11 protein-coding genes are annotated in these 15,816 nt (G+C 70.6%); 5 read left to right on the top strand and 6 right to left on the bottom strand.

Features of this window, described 5'->3' with window-relative positions; genetic code table 11:
• Window positions 1-161 precede the first annotated feature (161 nt).
• Entirely contained in the window at window positions 162-515 is a 354-nt protein-coding gene (locus tag ENSA5_RS30645; protein ID WP_106395266.1) for a (2Fe-2S) ferredoxin domain-containing protein, read from the bottom strand.
• Between the two features lie 222 nt (window positions 516-737).
• On the opposite strand from ENSA5_RS30645, the gene ENSA5_RS30640 reads away from it, so the two are divergent.
• Both ENSA5_RS30640 and ENSA5_RS30635 read left to right on the top strand, forming a co-directional pair.
• Window positions 738-3,071 (top strand): AAA family ATPase, encoded by a 2,334-nt coding sequence (locus ENSA5_RS30640; RefSeq protein WP_106395265.1) that lies wholly within the window; start codon window positions 738-740, stop codon window positions 3,069-3,071.
• A gap of 305 nt (window positions 3,072-3,376) precedes the next feature.
• Window positions 3,377-4,576 carry a hypothetical protein gene (locus tag ENSA5_RS30635; RefSeq protein ID WP_106395264.1) on the top strand — a complete coding sequence of 400 codons (1,200 nt, stop codon included), beginning with the start codon at window positions 3,377-3,379 and terminating at the stop codon, window positions 4,574-4,576.
• A gap of 141 nt (window positions 4,577-4,717) precedes the next feature.
• Here the strand turns inward: ENSA5_RS30635 and ENSA5_RS30630 are convergent, their stop codons facing one another.
• Window positions 4,718-6,115 carry a DUF2520 domain-containing protein gene (locus ENSA5_RS30630; protein WP_106395263.1) on the bottom strand — a complete coding sequence of 466 codons (1,398 nt, stop codon included), beginning with the start codon at window positions 6,113-6,115 and terminating at the stop codon, window positions 4,718-4,720.
• Between the two features lie 9 nt (window positions 6,116-6,124).
• Entirely contained in the window at window positions 6,125-6,760 is a 636-nt protein-coding gene (locus ENSA5_RS30625; RefSeq protein WP_106395262.1) for a YqaA family protein, read from the bottom strand.
• 462 nt (window positions 6,761-7,222) lie between these two features.
• Between ENSA5_RS30625 and ENSA5_RS30620 the strand changes: the two genes are divergently transcribed.
• Window positions 7,223-7,789: a hypothetical protein gene (locus ENSA5_RS30620; protein WP_146156278.1), complete on the top strand. Its 567-nt coding sequence runs from the start codon at window positions 7,223-7,225 to the stop codon at window positions 7,787-7,789.
• Window positions 7,790-8,320: 531 nt separating this feature from the next.
• Here the strand turns inward: ENSA5_RS30620 and hslU are convergent.
• Together hslU and hslV are read right to left on the bottom strand one after the other, a co-directional pair.
• Window positions 8,321-9,748 (bottom strand): ATP-dependent protease ATPase subunit HslU, encoded by a 1,428-nt coding sequence (gene hslU / locus ENSA5_RS30615; protein ID WP_146156277.1) that lies wholly within the window; start codon window positions 9,746-9,748, stop codon window positions 8,321-8,323.
• Window positions 9,745-10,317 carry an ATP-dependent protease subunit HslV gene (gene hslV, locus ENSA5_RS30610; RefSeq protein ID WP_106395260.1) on the bottom strand — a complete coding sequence of 191 codons (573 nt, stop codon included), beginning with the start codon at window positions 10,315-10,317 and terminating at the stop codon, window positions 9,745-9,747. The genes hslU and hslV overlap by 4 nt, the downstream gene beginning before the upstream one ends.
• 102 nt (window positions 10,318-10,419) lie before the next feature.
• Between hslV and purN the strand changes: the two genes are divergently transcribed.
• Both purN and ENSA5_RS30600 read left to right on the top strand, forming a co-directional pair.
• Window positions 10,420-11,058 carry a phosphoribosylglycinamide formyltransferase gene (gene purN, locus ENSA5_RS30605; RefSeq protein WP_258183071.1) on the top strand — a complete coding sequence of 213 codons (639 nt, stop codon included), beginning with the start codon at window positions 10,420-10,422 and terminating at the stop codon, window positions 11,056-11,058.
• 281 nt (window positions 11,059-11,339) lie between these two features.
• Window positions 11,340-12,173: a hypothetical protein gene (locus ENSA5_RS30600; protein ID WP_146156276.1), complete on the top strand. Its 834-nt coding sequence runs from the start codon at window positions 11,340-11,342 to the stop codon at window positions 12,171-12,173.
• Between the two features lie 607 nt (window positions 12,174-12,780).
• Here ENSA5_RS30600 and polA read toward each other — a convergent pair.
• Window positions 12,781-15,606: a DNA polymerase I gene (polA, locus tag ENSA5_RS30595; RefSeq protein ID WP_106395257.1), complete on the bottom strand. Its 2,826-nt coding sequence runs from the start codon at window positions 15,604-15,606 to the stop codon at window positions 12,781-12,783.
• Window positions 15,607-15,816 lie beyond the last annotated feature (210 nt).

The raw sequence follows: 15,816 nt of genomic DNA, 5'->3' as shown, positions 1-15,816 counted from the left end.
CCCCCACCCACAGTAAACCGAGCCCCCCTCTGGGGGGCCACGCAACCCATCGCCCAGCTCATACCAGCCCACCGAGCGGGCGAGCGAAGCGAGTCCGCGACCGGCCGCGAAGCGGCCGTGCGTGGCAAAGTGCAGGCCGGCCGCGGGGGGCCCTAATGGCCCTAATACTCCTCGACCCAGTCCTCGATCGGCTGACCGCCCTCGCAGTGCTCACGCAGCACGCGATCGATCCGCTCGGTGTCCATGCCGAGGTAGAGCCCGCGGACGCCCTCGATCGCGTCGATGTCCGGCTCGCAGTCGCCATCTTCCCCCTCGGCGAGGGGTCGAACCATGATGTTGGGTCCGTCGTCACAGCGACCAAAACAGGTCAGGTTGATCGCGGTCACGCGATCGCGAAGGCTGTCGCTGGCGGCGATCCGCTGCTCGAGGTGCTCGAGCAATGCTTCACTGTTGAGGCACAACCCGCAGCTCGGGCCGTCGCACACGAGGATCTGAAAGCGCGTCGATGTGGTCATCGCTGCGGCCACGGTGTTGGGGATGGCGAGTCGACGCAATGACTTCGCGCATCGCAGATCTCCACCAGGACGACTTCACGAGCAATTACAAACACTTGCAACCAATGAGTTCGACGGTGTTCTCGCCCCTGCTCGGGGGCGCGCGATGCACGGAGCCGCCGCGGCACCCGTCGCGGTCGCCGTTTTTTTGACCGCTGAACATCGGACCCCTAGCTTGCGCCCATGCCCGAAGCCCTCGCGGTCCGCTCGTCAACTCGTCACGCGCGTGCGAGCTCCGGCTCGTCCGGTGACCTGCTGATCGAGCTCGCGACCCACGAGCTCGTGGCCTCGGTCCTGCGCGAGGTCCGGGTCGCGCCCGAGCAACTGCCCGAGCTGCGCGACAGGCTCCGAGCCGAGGTCGAGGCCGAGCCGGCCGACTGGCGCCTGCGTCTGCAGCAGCGCGGCGGCCGAGCGGGCCCCGACAGCGAGCTCTCGCAGCTGCTGGCGATCGTCCGCAGCGCCGACTGTCACGCCTACCGGATGCTGCAGCTGGCCGGGGCCGACACTGGACGGCTGCGCAAGCTGCTGATCGAGCGCGTGCGCGTGCGCGGGCACGCGCGGGTCAGCCGTGCGATCGAGCCTGGGGCCCGCGCGCCCAACGGGCCCGTGCGGATGTCGGCGAGCGCCGGTCCGGCCCAGCCGTCTCCCCTTCGTCGAGGGAGCGCGACCACTCGCCGGCCCGCACCACCTTCGCCGCGGCAGTCGGCCCTCCGGGGCTCGCGGGCGCCGAGCTCGCAGGCGCCGGCCCAGCACGCGCCTGTCCCGAGCCCCTCGGCGGCGCCCGAACGGAACCCGCAGCTCGAGCTCGACGCCCGCAGCGAGCTCCAGCCCAAGCCGCGCGAGCGCGGCCTGCCCAAGGAGCTGCGCTCGATCAACCCGACGACCCTGCCGCCGATGCGCGGGCGCGAGCGCGAGCTGTCGATGCTCGCCGACGCGCTGCTGCGCAGGTCCGTGCGACCGCCGGTCCTCGTCGGCGAGCACGGCAGCGGTCGCAGCCTCCTGGCCATGCACCTGGCCACCGCCCTCGCCCGCCCGCTCTTTCACCTCGACGCGCCCGACTATGAGGACGACGAGACCCTCACCGACGACCTCGAGCTGATCGCCGAGGCCAAGGGCGTGGTCGTGTTCGACAACCTCGATCGCGTGTCCGGTGACGCTCCGCCTCCCCTGCTCCCGGCCCTGGCCCGGGCGTGGGCCAGCGGGGCCCCCCGAATCCTGACGATCCTCTCGCACGAGGGCCGCGCGCGGCTCGAATCCTGGATGCCGGGGATCCTCGACACCCTCGACGTCCTGATGTTGCCCCCGCTCGACGGCGCCGACGTCCACCAGGCCGTCAAGCTCGCGAGCGGGGCGATCCTCGACCAGCACGGCCTCGAGCTCGCCGACGACGCGCGCCTGTCCGAGCTCACCCGGATCGCCGACCGCTTCTTGACCGGCCTCGCGATGCCGGGCCGCGCCCTCGACCTGCTCGATCTCGCCTGCGCCCGAACGGCCCGCGAGGGCCGCGTGGCGGTCAGCCATGACGCCTGGGTCGAGGTCACCTGCGAGCGGACCGGGCTCCCGCGCCAGCGCATCATCGGCGACGGCGAGCGCGACATGCTCGACCTCGATCTTCGGCTCGCGCGCCAGGTCGTCGGCCACGAGCACGTGCTCGAGATCCTCGCCGCCCTCGTCCGTCGCAACCGCGCCGGGTTCTCGAGCGGCCGACCGATCGCCTCGGTCCTGCTCCTCGGGCCCTCGGGGGTCGGCAAGACCGAGATCGCCAAGGCCCTCGCCGGGGCCCTCTACGAGCGCGACGACGCCCTCTTGCGCCTCGACATGAGCGAGTACGCCGAGGCCCACGCGGTCGCCCGTGTGGTCGGGGCGCCGCCGGGCTACGTCGGCCACGAGCAGGGCGGCGCGCTCACGGACCCGATGGTCCGCAACCCGCACCGCGTGATCCTGCTCGACGAGATCGAGAAGAGCCACCGCGACGTCCACCAGCTGCTCTTGCAGGTGTTCGACGAGGGTCGCCTGACCGACGGGCGCGGGCGGACCGTCGACTTTCGCCACGCGGTCGTGATCATGACCTCGAACCTCGGCGCCGACCTCATGCTCGGGACCCCGGGCGGCGCGCTCGACGAGGCCGATGACGAGGCCGACGACGAGCAGATCCTCAGCGAAGCGCGGACCCACTTCCCCGTCGAGCTGTGGAACCGCATCGAGGCCCCGCTGGTCCTGCGCCCGCTGACCCGCGCTCAGATGCTGGCGATCTGTCGGCGCCTGATCGCCTCGAGCTCGGCCCGCCTGGCCCACGATCGCGGCATCCGCTATCGAGTCGAGGACGAGGCGATCGAGCAGCTCATCGATCGCGCGGGCGTCGATCCAGCCCTCGGCGCCCGCCCCTTGCGCCACCTCCTCGGCCGCCAGATCGAGAGCCTGATCGCCGAGCAGATCCTGCGCGGCCGCGTCCGCGCAGGCAACGAGGCCATCGTGTCCCTCGACGACGGCCGCCTCGTCGTCGAAATCGGCCGCTGACCCTTGGCGGGTTGAACACCCCCAATCTGGCTTACGGAGCGCGCGGCCTCGGCAGTCTGGGCCGACGAGGTCCAGGCGAAGGGGAGCGGCTGAGCGCCTGCGCCTGACGACCCCGAGCCCCGACGCTCGCAGCCCCGACCTGCGCGCGCGCTCGAGGCCTTCGGCGACGTGGGCGACCCCGACGCCGTGCCGCCCCTGGCTGACGAGACCCTCTCCGAGCGGCTCGCGAAGATCGGCGCGCGAGCCCGGGCCTGAGCTCTCGAGTTGCGGCCCGCCCCGGGTGCCCCCATATCAAAATAACAGCCATGTGGAGCGAGCGGGAGCGCGAGGAGCTGGCCGTGTGGGCCGACCGCCTTCAGGCCGAGGGGGAGCCCCTCGGTGAGCTCGTGACGACCTCGCTCCTGGCCGAGACCCTCGCAGCCCGAGGCCACGACGGCGCCCAGCTCCGAGCGCTGCGAGAGCGGGTCGCCGAGCTCGAGACCGAGGTCCGAGATCCGATGGTCGCCGAGGCCCTCGCCGAGTGCCCCGAGCTCGAGCTGAGCTGGGTCCACGGCGTCGCGGTCGCGCTGCGTGTGGTCGACCGTCCCCGCGACCAGCGCCTGGGCCAACAGGCGCTGGCCTCACTCCGGCGACTGCTGCGCTCGCCGATCAGTCGCTTCTTGCGCCACGTCCGCGTCGACGTCCGAGCCAACGACTGGAGCCCCGTCCACCGTCAGATCCCGGCCTTGCTCGCCGAGCCCGGCGTGCTCGCGCGACCCTGGTCGGTGGTCCTGGGTGACCCGCCCCGGCACCTGCGCCGCCGCGCGTCGATCGGGATCCTCGACCCCTGTCGCTCGGGGGGCGATGAAGCTCGCGGCTGGGGCGGCGAGCTCGGCTCCGCGTGGCTCGACGCCCTGGTCGTCCCCCGCCGCGAGCTGCGGAGCCTGTTCCTCGACACCGTCCGCGTCGAGCTGCCGTGGCAGCCCGGCGACAAGGCCACCCGCAAGCGCGCGGCCGCGAGGCTGGCCGAGCGGGGCAACGACGAGCCCACGACCCTGACCCGGCTGGCCCGAGCGCTGTGGGATCCAAGCCTGCGCGTGCGTCTTCAGATCCTCGACGCGCTGCCGCTGCTCGGCGCCGACGCGGCGCCCTTCGTGCCCGAGCTCCTGCTCGTCGAGCGCGGCCAGCTCGAGTGGCTCACGCGCGTGCGCGAGGTCCTCGACACCCTCGCGCGCAACCCCGCGGTCGTGACCGCCGTGGCCCTCAACTTCACGGTCGACCAGACCCGCAGCGCCAGCTGGCTGGCCGCGAGCCCGCTGGCCGTGGCGAGCCTCGCCGTGCCGCGCATCGACGCCATGCTCGCGCGTTCAGACACGGTCGAGGCCTGGGCCCGGCGCGAGCTCGAGATCGCCCGTCGGCGCATGGCCGCGCGCCGCAAGTCGCGGGAGCAGGCGAGCTTCCTCGACACCCGCAACCCCGCCAGCGGACCTCTGATGAAGCGCCTACGTCGGTGGATTCAGGCCTAGGCCTGAATCGAGCGCTGCGCGCTCGACTCAGGCCTTCTCGTCTTCAAGGGGCCTTTCAAAAAGGCCCCTCGCTGCGGCGGCGAAGCCCCCTCCGCTCACCCCCAAACGCTCGCCTTGCGGCTCGTACTAGCCCTAAATCATTCAGCTCTTTAAATTCAGCGCTTGATTTAGGCCTAGCAGCCCCGCGAGCCGCTCGCTGAGATCGGCATAGAGGCCGCGGGTGGCCTCGTCGTCGAGGGCCGCGAGGTGGGCCTCGACGGTCGCTCGATCGCCGCGCGAGAGCGGCCCCGTGACACCGGTCGGGATCCCGAGCGCGAGCAGGTTCTCGACCGAGCCGAGCATCAGCTCAGCGAGGGCTCGCTCGACCCGCTTCGGAGCCAGGCCGCGCGCACACAAGACCCTCGCGGCCGCGGCCTCGAGCACGGCGAGGTGGTTGGCGACCAGGGCACAGGCCGCGTGGTAGGCCAGGCGGCCGCGAGCGTCGAGGTCTTGGATCTGCAGGGCCGGCGCGGCGCCGATCAAGGTCTGGCCGAAGCCGCGGGCGTCTGGATCTCCGCCGAGACCGAAGCTCGCCGTGGACAGGCGCGAGCGGCCTCGCTCGCGTCGCAGCGAGCAGATCGGGTGGAGCGTCCCGACCGGGTGCCCGGCCGCGTGCAGGGGTCCGAGCGCCTCCCGGGCGAGACGAGCCCCGGCCGCGTGCAGCACCGGGGTGCCTGCTGGAAGCTTCCCGACCAGGCTGGCCGCGACCGACTCGAGCGCGCCGTCGGAGCACAGCAGCCACACGCCGGTCGGCGCGGTCTCGGGCAGCGAAGGGCCCTCGCCCGCGACCAGCGCCCGAGCCCCGAGCTGCTCGACCACGAAGCCACGATCGCGCAGCCACGGGACCGCGTGGGTCGCAACGTGACCGTGGCCGACGACCCAGACCCGCGGCTCGGCCCCGCCGATCCAGCGCTCGAGCGCGACCGCGACCGCAGCCGGGACCAGGCCGCGGACCGCCACACGAGCCGCCTCGGCCCCGTCGCCCCCCGCTCGGATCGCGTCGAGCTGGGCACGGACGGCGGTGCTGCTGACCTCGGGCAGCGCCGCCGCGCCGTCCTCGGACCACCCCGCGCGCGGGACCACGATCGGGTCGAAGCGCTCGACGATGCGCTCCCAACGATGCCAACGCTCGGTCTCGCCGCTGCGGGTGATGTCGGAGCCCACGACCACGCGCACGCGTTGATCGGGGTAGCGCAGCGCGAGCGCCTCGAGCAGCTCGAGGGTGTAGCTCGGTCGACCGCCCCGCTGACCCGCGAGCTCGGCCTCGATCGCGCTGACCTCGACCCGCTCGTCGCAGTGGGCCAGGGCGAGCCGGACCCAGCTCATGCGCCGCTCGAAGGGCGCGAGCGCCTTGCCGAGGGGGTGATCCCAGCACGGCGCGACCAGGACCCGCGCCGCGTCGCCGCGCGCGAGCAAGTAGGCGGGCAACAGGGCGTGGCCGAGGTGCGGTGGGTTGAAGCTGCCGCCGAGCACGGCGAGGACCGGACGCGTATCGCTCACGCCCCGACTCTACCCGGTCACGCTGACAAAGCCCTGCTGGATCAGCCACAAGAACGCCGCGACTCGGGGGATGCGCAGGAGCGAGATCGTCAGGAACTGCCAAAACGGCATCTTGGTCGCGCCCGCCGCCCAGCAGGTGACCGAGTAGGGCACGGGCGAGACGGCCGCGATCGCCAGGAACCACCGGCCGCTGCGGCGCAGCTGCGCCGCCATCTCGTCGCCGCCGCGCCGCTTGATGTACGCCTGCAGCCTGGCGCTGCGCGACAGCAGGTAGCGCCCGACGACCCAGCCCGTGCTGCCGCCCGTGAGGCTCCCGAGGCTGCCCCACGCGACGACCCGCCAAAACGGAATCCCGCCCCACAGCCCGAAGGCCGTGAACGCGTCGGTCGGTACGGGCACGGTGAACGCGTCGGGCACGAAGAAGCCAACCGCCACTCCGACGCCGCCAAAGCGGGCCACGAACCATCGCCCCATCGCCATCAGCGGCTCGTGAAACAGCCAGCCGAGCAGCGCGGCGGCGGCCGTGAAGCCCATCATCACCAGGACCGCTGTCAAGATCACGCCGCGCATGTCGAGGGGCGCGGGCTCCTCGGTCGGACCGGGCGTGCCGGCCGAGCCGGGCGCGTCGCGGTTCGCAGCGCACATCGCCGGTCCGATAGCCCTAGCCTGGACCGAGGTCAACGCGGCCCGGCCCAGCCGAGCTGAGCGTCGATCCGCGCGCCGGATCCGGGGCCCGGCCGCGGCCGCGTCCGGGACACGCCTTCCGCGCAGGCCAACCCCACGCTCGAATCCGAGATCCGAGCGACTCCCGCACGTACGCAACCCCCTCCCCTGCCCCTACATGCCAGCCGGGGCGTGAACGCGCGGACACGTTGCGAGAGCAACACGGATTTCAATGACGATGGATAAATATGAGCATTCTTTGGGGCACATGTGTCGATATGCCCCACCCCAGCCGGCCGGCCGCGATCGCCCGAGTCCCATTGTGACCCACTTGCAGGCGCAAATTCACCCAAACAGGCATATCCACCATGTGGTCATATTCGCTCGCGACTGTGCCGTATATTGTCGCTGTTCATCGGAGCCCTCGACCCGTACCATCATTACATGGCTGGCATGGTCCTCGGGCGTTACTTCAAACTGGTGGTCACGCAGTTGCTCGACGCGAGCGCCGGGTTGGATCAACTCGCCGCCCGCGTCGAGTCTCTCGATGACGCGGGTGAGTATGACTGGGCTGAGTTCACCGCCGCGGTCAGGCTCGCGGCCGCGACGGTCACCGAGCTCGACCTCGTCTCGATCGGCAAGCGCATCGTGGCCGCGTCAAAGCCCGAATTCGAGCGCTGGGGCTTCGACTCCGCCGAGGCCGTGCTGACCGACCTCGACACGCCCTTCGGCGCCGCGATCATCGACCCGCCCGAGCACGATCGGATGACCACGGCCAAGTACGAGCCCGGCTACGCGGTGCTTCGGGCCGGCGCCGTCCACCCCCCTGCCCTGGTCGAGGGCTATCTCCGCGGCGTCGTGGAGATGTACGGCGGGTCGGTCAACGACCTGGCCTGTCACAAGGTCCACATGGACGGTCAGCCCTTTCACCTGATCGAGCTGCGCTGGTGGACGCCGTCCCGGGTCACGAGGCGCCTCAGCTCGAGCCCGCGCGTGCGCCGAGTCGCCTGACACCTGCCACGCAGCGGCAGTGCGCCGCACAACCAGCCCACCGAGCGACCTGCCGCGCAGCGACGAGCGACCTGCCGCGCAGCGGCAGTGCGTGGCAAAGTCTAAGACGCCCCGGGGGGGGGCAAAAAAAGCCCCCTTCCAGGGGGCCACGCAGACCGGTGCGCCGCACATACCAGCCCACCGAGCGAGGAGCGCAGCGACGAGCGACCTGCCGCGCAGCGGCAGTGCGTGGCAAAGTCTAAGACGCCCCGGGGGGGTAAAAACAAGCCCCCTTTCAGGGGGCCACGCAGACCGGTGCGCCGCACATACCAGCCCACCGAGCGAGGAGCGCAGCGACGAGCGACCTGCCGCGCAGCGGCAGTGCGTGGCAAAGTCTAAGACGCCCCGGGGGGGGTAAAAAAAAGCCCCCTTCTAGGGGGCCACGCAGACCGGTGCGCCGCACATACCAGCCCACCGAGCGAGGAGCGCAGCGACGAGCGACCTGCCGCGCAGCGGCAGTGCGTGGCAAAGTCTAAGACGCCCCAGGGGGGTCTAAAGGATATGCCGGGACAGATCCTGGTCGGCGAGCAGCTCACCGATCCGCTCGCGCACGTAGCCCGCGGTGATCGGGACCTTCTGCGGCCCGATCTCGGTCGCCTCGAAGCTGAGCTCGTCGAGCACGCGCTCGATCACCGTGTGGAGCCGACGCGCGCCGATGTTCTCGAGCTGCTCGTTGGCGAGCGCGGCGACCCGCGCGAGCTCGGCGATCGCGTCGTCGCCGAACTCGAGCTCGATGTCCTCGGTCCCGAGCAGCGCGGCGTACTGCTTGAGCAGCGAGTTGTCGGTGTCGCGCAGGATCTGGACGAACTCGGCCTCGCCGAGGCTCTCGAGCTCGACCCGGATCGGGAACCGGCCCTGAAGCTCGGGGATCAGATCGCTGACCTTGGACATGTGAAACGCCCCGGCGGCGACGAAGAGCACGTGGTCGCTGCGGACCGGGCCGTACTTGGTCGCAACCGTCGAGCCCTCGACCAGCGGCAGCAGATCACGCTGGACGCCCTCGCGCGAGACGTCGGCCCCGCGCGCGTTCTCGCGGCTGCAGATCTTGTCGATCTCGTCGAGGAAGACCACGCCGAGCTGCTCGGCCCGACGCACGGCCTCGCTGCGGACCTCGTCGCGATCGACGAGCGCGCGGGCCTCCTGGGCCGAGAGCAGATCGCGGGCCTCGGCGACGGTCGTCTTGCGCTTGCGCTTGCGCTTGCCGAGGGCGCCGAGCAGATCCTCGAACTGTGAGCCGAGCTGATCGCCCATGCTCGGGCCCCCGCCGGCGCCCGGGCCCATCCCGGGGCCCATGCCCGGAATCATCGCGAAGCCGCCGCCGCCCTCGTCCTCGACCTCGATCTCGACCTCGCGGCCGTCGAGCTTGCCCTCGTCGAGGAGCTTGCGGAGCTTGTCGCGGCTGGCCGAGTTGGCCGGCTCCGCGGCCTTGGGCGCGTCACCGGGCCGGGCGGCGTAGCCGTGGGTCGTGGGCGCGGGCGTCGGGGGCAAGAGCAGGTCGAGGAGCTTGGCGTTGGCCCGCTCCCGGGCCGCGCCCCAGACCTCGCGCTCCATCTCTTCGCGGACGATCTTGGCCGACATCTCGACGAGGTCGCGGATGACCGAGTCGACGTCGCGGCCGACGTAGCCGACCTCGGTGAACTTGCTGACCTCGACCTTGACGAAGGGCGCGCCGCTGAGCTTGGCCACGCGCCGGGCGATCTCGGTCTTCCCGACCCCGGTCGGCCCGACCATGATGATGTTCTTGGGCGAAATCTCCTCGCGGAGCTCGCCCTCGACCTGTTGGCGCCGCCAGCGGTTGCGCAGCGCGATCGCGACGGCGCGCTTGGCCGCGTGCTGGCCGATCACGTAGCGGTCGAGCTCCTCGACCACGCGCCGTGGGGTCAGCTCGCGGCCGTCGATCAAGCGGGTCAGGTGGTTCATCGCGGCGCCTCCAGTTCCAGGATCTTGGTCTTGTCGTTGGTGAACACGCAGATCTCGCCAGCGATCGCGAGCGCCGCCTCGACGAGCCCGCGCGCGTCGAGCTCCGAGTGGCGCAGCAGCGCCCGCGCGGCGCTCAGGGCATAGTTGCCGCCGGACCCGATCGCGAGGATCCCGTCCTCGGCCTCGATCACGTCCCCGGTGCCCGACAACAGCAGCGAGCGCTCCTTGTCGGCGACGATCATCAGGGCCTCGAGGCGTCGGTAGCGACGCTCGAGCCGCCAGTCCTTGGCCAGCTCGACGCAGGCCCGGGTGAAGTTCCCGCCGACCGAGTCGAGCTTGGCCTCGAGCAGGTCACACAAGGTCAGCCCGTCGGCGGCCGAGCCAGCGAAGCCCGCGAGGATCTGGCCCTTGGCCAGCGTCCGCACCTTGCTCGCGCTGCCCTTGACGATCGTGTTTCCCATCGAGACTTGGCCGTCGGCGCCGAGCGCCACCTTGCCGTCGCGGCGCACGCACAAGACCGTGGTCGAGCGGATCGGGACGCCCGGCTCGAGCTGTGGTTCCTCGGACATGCCCGGGAGTATAGGCGGTCTGCAGCGGTCTGCTGCATGGTCCCACCCGGGTGGATCTGGCCAGGCTCGACGACCGCGCCACGCTTGCGTATGACCACGCGAGTGAGCGACACCAGGCTCGAAGCCCCGCGCGTGGCCGTGCTCGCGTCCGGCGGGGGCAGCAACCTCCAGGCGCTGATCGACGCCCACGAGCGCGGCGACCTGCCCGCGCCGATCGTGCTGGTGATCTCCAACCGCGCCAAGGCCGGGGCCCTCGAGCGCGCTCGCCGTCACGGCATCCCCGCGATCCATGTTGGGGTTGGGCGTCGGGCCAGGCGGCAGGACCACGGCGATCCGCACGCCCGGATCCTCGAGCTGCTGCGCGAGCATCGAGTCGAGGTCGTCGTGCTCGCGGGCTGGCTCGTGCTCGTGGATCCAGGCTTGCTCGCCGCGTTCCCCGAGCGCGTGATCAACATCCACCCCGGGCCCCTGCCCCGCTTCGGCGGCAAGGGCATGTACGGGCTCCACGTGCACGAGGCCGTGCTCGCGGCCGGGGTGAAGAGCTCGGGTCCCACGGTCCACCTGGTCAACGAGCGCTACGACGAGGGCCCGATCCTCGCTCACGTGGAGGTGCCGGTCGAGCCCGAGGATACGGCCGAGACCCTCCAGCGGCGGGTCTTGCGCGCCGAGCATGGGTTGTTGTGGCGAGTGCTGCGTGAGCGCTACTGCGGCGATGAGTTGGGGTCGGTCGAGCCTTCATGAAGCAAACATGAAGCTCCGGCCATGAACGTCGGATCCGCCTCTGGATCGTGGACTAGCAGCCCGGGGTGCAATGCATCGTGTCGCCTCGCGCCGGAATTTTCGCCGAGGGCGCGAAGCCAAAACGCCGCTGTACCGGGCGTACTGCAAGTTTTGGCGACAAAGCCATCGGCGAAAAGGCCAAGCGAGGCGGCGCGAGGCATTGCACCCCGGGCTGCTAGAGGCCCCCAGCAGGCCGATCCCGGGTCCTACGTTTTGCCCGGTACATGTGCCAACATGGCCTCATGTCTTCGCTTCGCTTGCTCTTCGTGCCCACCTCGATCGCGCTGTTGGTGTCGCTCGCGGCGTGTGGCCGGACCGAGACCATCATCATCGCCGCGAGCGCGGACACCGGGGCCGATACGTGGAGCTACGAAGACACCTCCACGATCCCCGATGTCCCGGGCATGGACACGATCGGCGACGACGAGACCACCGTCAGCGAGACCGATGACTGGATGACCGGCGACTGGGGCGACGAGGCCGTCGACACCTGGGGCGAGGAAGAGACCAGCTTCGACTGGGGCGAGGAAGAGACCAGCGTCGACTGGGGCGAGGAAGAGACCAGCGTCGACTGGGGTGAGTCCACGGACACGTCGACGTCGGACACGACCGACACCACCGACACCACCGACACGACCGACACCACCGACACGACCGACACCACCGACACGACCGACACCACGGACACGACCGACACCACGGACACGACCGACACCACGGACACGACCGACACCACAGACACGACCGACACGTCGACGTCGACGTCGGACACGACCGACACCACAGACACGACCACCGAGACCGGCGGCGACACCTGTGCGGACGCGTCCGCGTGTCTGATCGACTGCGGGGACTTCAGCAACATGTGCATCAACGACTGCACGGCTGACCTCCCCGACCCGGAGTCGTCCAACCTCTTCGACCTCCAGATCTGCGCGATCCAGTCGTGCTTCTTCCTCGGTCTGTGCGACCTCGGTGACTTCAACGCCCCGCAGTGCGTGCAGTGCCGGCTCGACGCCAACAGCGATCCCGACGCCTTCAGCTGCGGCGACGAAGGCCAAGCCTGCGGGATCTAGGGGTTTCTTTTTACCCCCTCGAGCGTCAGCGACTCTGCCACGCACGGCCGCAAGCGGCCGGTCGCTCCCTCGCTTCGCTCCTCCGCTCGGTGGGCTGGTATGTGCCACGCAACCTGGGTGCGTGGCCCCCTGTAAGGGGGCTTTTTTTTACCCCCTCGAGCGTCAGCGACTCTGCCACGCACGGCCGCAAGCGGCCGGTCGCTCCCTCGCTTCGCTCCTCCGCTCGGTGGGCTGGTATGTGCCACGCAACCTGGGTGCGTGGCCCCCTAGAAGGGGGCTTTTTTTTACCCCCTCGACCGTCAGCTACTCTGCCACGCACGGCCGGTCGCTCCCTCGCTTCGCTCCTCCGCTCGGTGGGCTGGTATGTGCCACGCAACCTGGGTGCGTGGCCCCCTGAAAGGGGGCTTTTTTTTGCCCCCTCGAGCGTCAGCTACTCTGCCACGCGCGGCCGGTCGCTCCCTCGCTTCGCTCCTCCGCTCGGTGGGCTGGTATGTGCCACGCAACCTGGGTGCGTGGCCCCCTGAAAGGGGGCTTTTTTTGCCCCCTCGAGCGTCAGCTACTCTGCCGCGCGCGGCCGCAAGCGGCCGGGCGCTAGCACCCCGGGCTGCTAGCCTTTGGCGTCTTCCCAATTGGGGCCCGAGCCGCCCTCGACGAGGAGCGGGACGTCGAGCTTGGCGGCGCCCTCCATGGCCGGTTTGACGAGCTCGACGAGGGCCTCGACCTTGTCGGTCTCGCACTCGAAGATCAGCTCGTCGTGGACGGTGAGCAGCATCCGGGCCCAGGGCTTGTCGGCGAGCAGGCGCTCGACCTCGACCATTGCGATCTTGAGGATGTCGGCTGCGCTGCCCTGGATCGGCGTGTTGCGAGCGATGCGCTCACCGTAGGCCCGGGCGGGGGCGGTCCGCCGACGTAGCTCGGGGATCCGCCGACGGCGTCCGAAGATCGTCTCGGCGAAGCCGGTGTCCTTGGCCATGTCGATCAGCGCGGTCATGTAGTTGGCGACGCCGGGGATCTTCTTGAAGTAAGCCTTGATGTACTTGCCCGCCCGGCCCTGCGGGATCCCGAGCTGGCGGGCGAGACCGAACGCGCTCTGGCCGTAGATGACCCCGAAGTTGACGGCCTTGGCGACCCGGCGCTGCTCGTCGGTGACCTCGGCCTCGGGGACCTCGAAGACCTCGGCGGCGGTCCGGCGGTGGACGTCGGCGCCGTCGTGAAAGGCCTTGCTCAGGTTCGGATCCTTCGACAGGTGGGCGAGCACGCGCAGCTCGATCTGCGAGTAGTCGAGGGTCACGAGCGTCATGCCCTCGGGCGGGATGAAGCCCCGGCGGATCCGCCGGCCCTGCTCGGTTCGGATCGGGATGTTCTGGAGGTTGGGCTCGCTGCTCGACAGCCGCCCGGTCGCGGCCACGGCCTGGTGAAAGTGGGTGTGGAGCCGGCCCGTGTCCGGGTTGATCAGCGTCGGGAGCGTGTCGAGGTAGGTGCCCTTGAGCTTGGTCAGGCTGCGAAAGTCGAGGATGTACTTGACGATCGGATCGAGCAGCGCGAGCTCGTCGAGGGTCTGGGCGTCGGTGCTGTAGCCGGTCTTGGTCTTGCGCTTGGCCGGGAGCCCGCGATCTTCGAACAAGAGCTTGCCGAGCTGCTTGGGCGAGTTTGGATCGACGGCGTAGCCAGCCTCGGCCTCGATGTTCTCGCGCAGGGCGTCGATCTGCTCGCCGAGCTCGGCGGCCTGGCGCTCGAGCTCGGCGACGTCGAGCAAGATCCCGCGGCGCTCGAGCCGGGCGAGGACCTCGGTCAGCGGCAGCTCGATGTCCTCGTAGAGCTTGACCATCTGCTCGCCGGCCTCGCGCACGGCCGCGCCGAGGTGCGGGCCCAAGGTAGCGATCAGCCCGGCGCGCTCGCCCGCCCACGGGCCCGCGATCGCGACGTCGACCTGATCGAAGCCGACCCGCTTCTTGCCCTTGCCGACGATCGATTCGCGGTTGCCGATCAGGTGGCCGCCGAGGTCCTTGGCCAGGCCCTGGAGCCCGTGGTCGGCGCGGGCCGGGTCGAGGGTGTAGGACACGAGCATCGTGTCGACGGCGACGCCGGCCGGCATCACCTCGATGCCCGGGCGCAGCAGCACGACCTCCTGATCCTTGAGCGCGTGGGTGTACTTGCGCAGCTCGGCGTCGCGCAGCAGCGGCCCGAGGCGCTCGAACAGCGCGCCCGGCTCCCACTGCTCGGTGCCCGCGTCGCTGAGGCTGCGATGGCCGATCGGCAGGTAGATCGGCGGCCGCGCGAGCTTGCCAGGCTTGTCGATCGCGGGGATCGCCAGCGCGACACCGATCGGATCGGCGCGGAGCGGATCGTCGCCCGAGAGCTCGACCTCGAAGGCCAGGTGGCCCGCAGCCCGGGCCGCGGCCGCGAATTCGTCGAGCTGCGCGCCGTGCTTGGCCTCGACGATCTGGGTGCTGGCCTTGTCGACCTCGAGGCCCTCGAGCTTGGTCATCGACTCCGCCAAGGTCCGCGGCGCGACCCGGCGCGAGCCCCCGCCGCGAACCGTGACCGCGCCCGCGAGCGTGCTCTTCATGCCCAGGGGCTCGAAGAACTCGACCATCGCCGCGCGGTCCGCCCCCTTGTCGACGATCGCCTCGATCGGCTTGGGCAGCTCGTAGTCGGTCTGGAGCGCGACGAGCTCGCGGCTCATCCGGGCGTCGTCGGCGTGGGTCTCGAGCCGCTCGCGCCGCTTCTTCTGCTTGATCTTGGCGGTGTTGGCCAGGATCCCGTCGAGGTCGCCGTACTCTTCGAGCAGGCCGGTGGCGGTCTTGGGCCCGATGCCCGGGACGCCCGGGATGTTGTCGCTGCTGTCGCCCGCGAGCGCGAGCAGATCGCCGAGCTTGGCCGGCCCGACGCCGAACTTTGCGACGACCTCGTCGGGCCCGATCCGGCGGTTCTTCATCGTGTCCCACAGCCGGACCGAGCCCTCGCGCACGTCGTCGGGCCCGCGCACGAGCTGCATCAAGTCCTTGTCGCTCGACAGGATCACGACCTCGAGCTGCTGCTCGACGCCCTTGGCCGTGTAGGCCGCGATCAGATCGTCAGCCTCGTACTGCTCGTCCTCGACCCACGGGATGCTCAAGACCTCCGTGGCCTCGCGGACCAGCGAGATCTGCGGCCGGAGATCCTCGGGCACGGGCGGCCGCGTGGCCTTGTACTCGGGATAGATCTCGCGCCGCCAGTTCTTGCTCCCCGCGGCGTCGAACACGGCGAGCAGGTGCTGCGGCGCGAATTCCTTGCGCACGGCCTGAACCATGCGGACGTAGCCGTGGACCGCGTTGACCGGCCGGCCGTCGGGCGCCGTGAGCATCGGCAGCGCGTGGTAGGCCCGGTAGAGGAAGTTGTTGGCGTCGATCAGAAACAGGCTGCCGACGCCGCCGGTCGGACGCCCGCTCATGATCGTGGCTCCTGGGCGTCCCGGCTGCCGTCGATGCTGCGCTCGCTCATGGCAGGGGTTCTAGCTCGTTCCGGGGCCAGCCGGCTAGGAGCCCTCGTCCCCGTCATCCTCGGACCGGCTGAGCGCACGATGGCGGGCCGTATCGAAGCGGATCGCGTCGGAGCTGTTCGCGTCGCGAGCGTCTCGCCCTTCGGCCTCCCGCGCGGCCAG

The organism is Enhygromyxa salina, from assembly GCF_002994615.1.
In the GTDB taxonomy this organism is placed as follows: Bacteria; Myxococcota_A; Polyangia; order Nannocystales; family Nannocystaceae; genus Plesiocystis; species Plesiocystis salina_A.
The sequence above is the reverse complement of the archived record's forward strand: the minus strand, read 5'-3'. Positions and strand labels throughout refer to the sequence as shown.

What these genes read in the sequence shown, in the direction of transcription:
- ENSA5_RS30645 (WP_106395266.1), bottom strand. Translation starts at nt 515, where the DNA reads ATGACCACATCGACGCGCTTTCAGATCCTCGTGTGCGACGGCCCGAGC.
- ENSA5_RS30640 (WP_106395265.1), top strand. Translation starts at nt 738, where the DNA reads ATGCCCGAAGCCCTCGCGGTCCGCTCGTCAACTCGTCACGCGCGTGCG.
- ENSA5_RS30635 (WP_106395264.1), top strand. Translation starts at nt 3,377, where the DNA reads ATGTGGAGCGAGCGGGAGCGCGAGGAGCTGGCCGTGTGGGCCGACCGC.
- ENSA5_RS30625 (WP_106395262.1), bottom strand. Translation starts at nt 6,760, where the DNA reads ATGTGCGCTGCGAACCGCGACGCGCCCGGCTCGGCCGGCACGCCCGGT.
- ENSA5_RS30620 (WP_146156278.1), top strand. Translation starts at nt 7,223, where the DNA reads ATGGCTGGCATGGTCCTCGGGCGTTACTTCAAACTGGTGGTCACGCAG.
- hslU (WP_146156277.1), bottom strand. Translation starts at nt 9,748, where the DNA reads ATGAACCACCTGACCCGCTTGATCGACGGCCGCGAGCTGACCCCACGG.
- hslV (WP_106395260.1), bottom strand. Translation starts at nt 10,317, where the DNA reads ATGTCCGAGGAACCACAGCTCGAGCCGGGCGTCCCGATCCGCTCGACC.
- ENSA5_RS30600 (WP_146156276.1), top strand. Translation starts at nt 11,340, where the DNA reads ATGTCTTCGCTTCGCTTGCTCTTCGTGCCCACCTCGATCGCGCTGTTG.
- polA (WP_106395257.1), bottom strand. Translation starts at nt 15,606, where the DNA reads ATGAGCGGGCGTCCGACCGGCGGCGTCGGCAGCCTGTTTCTGATCGAC.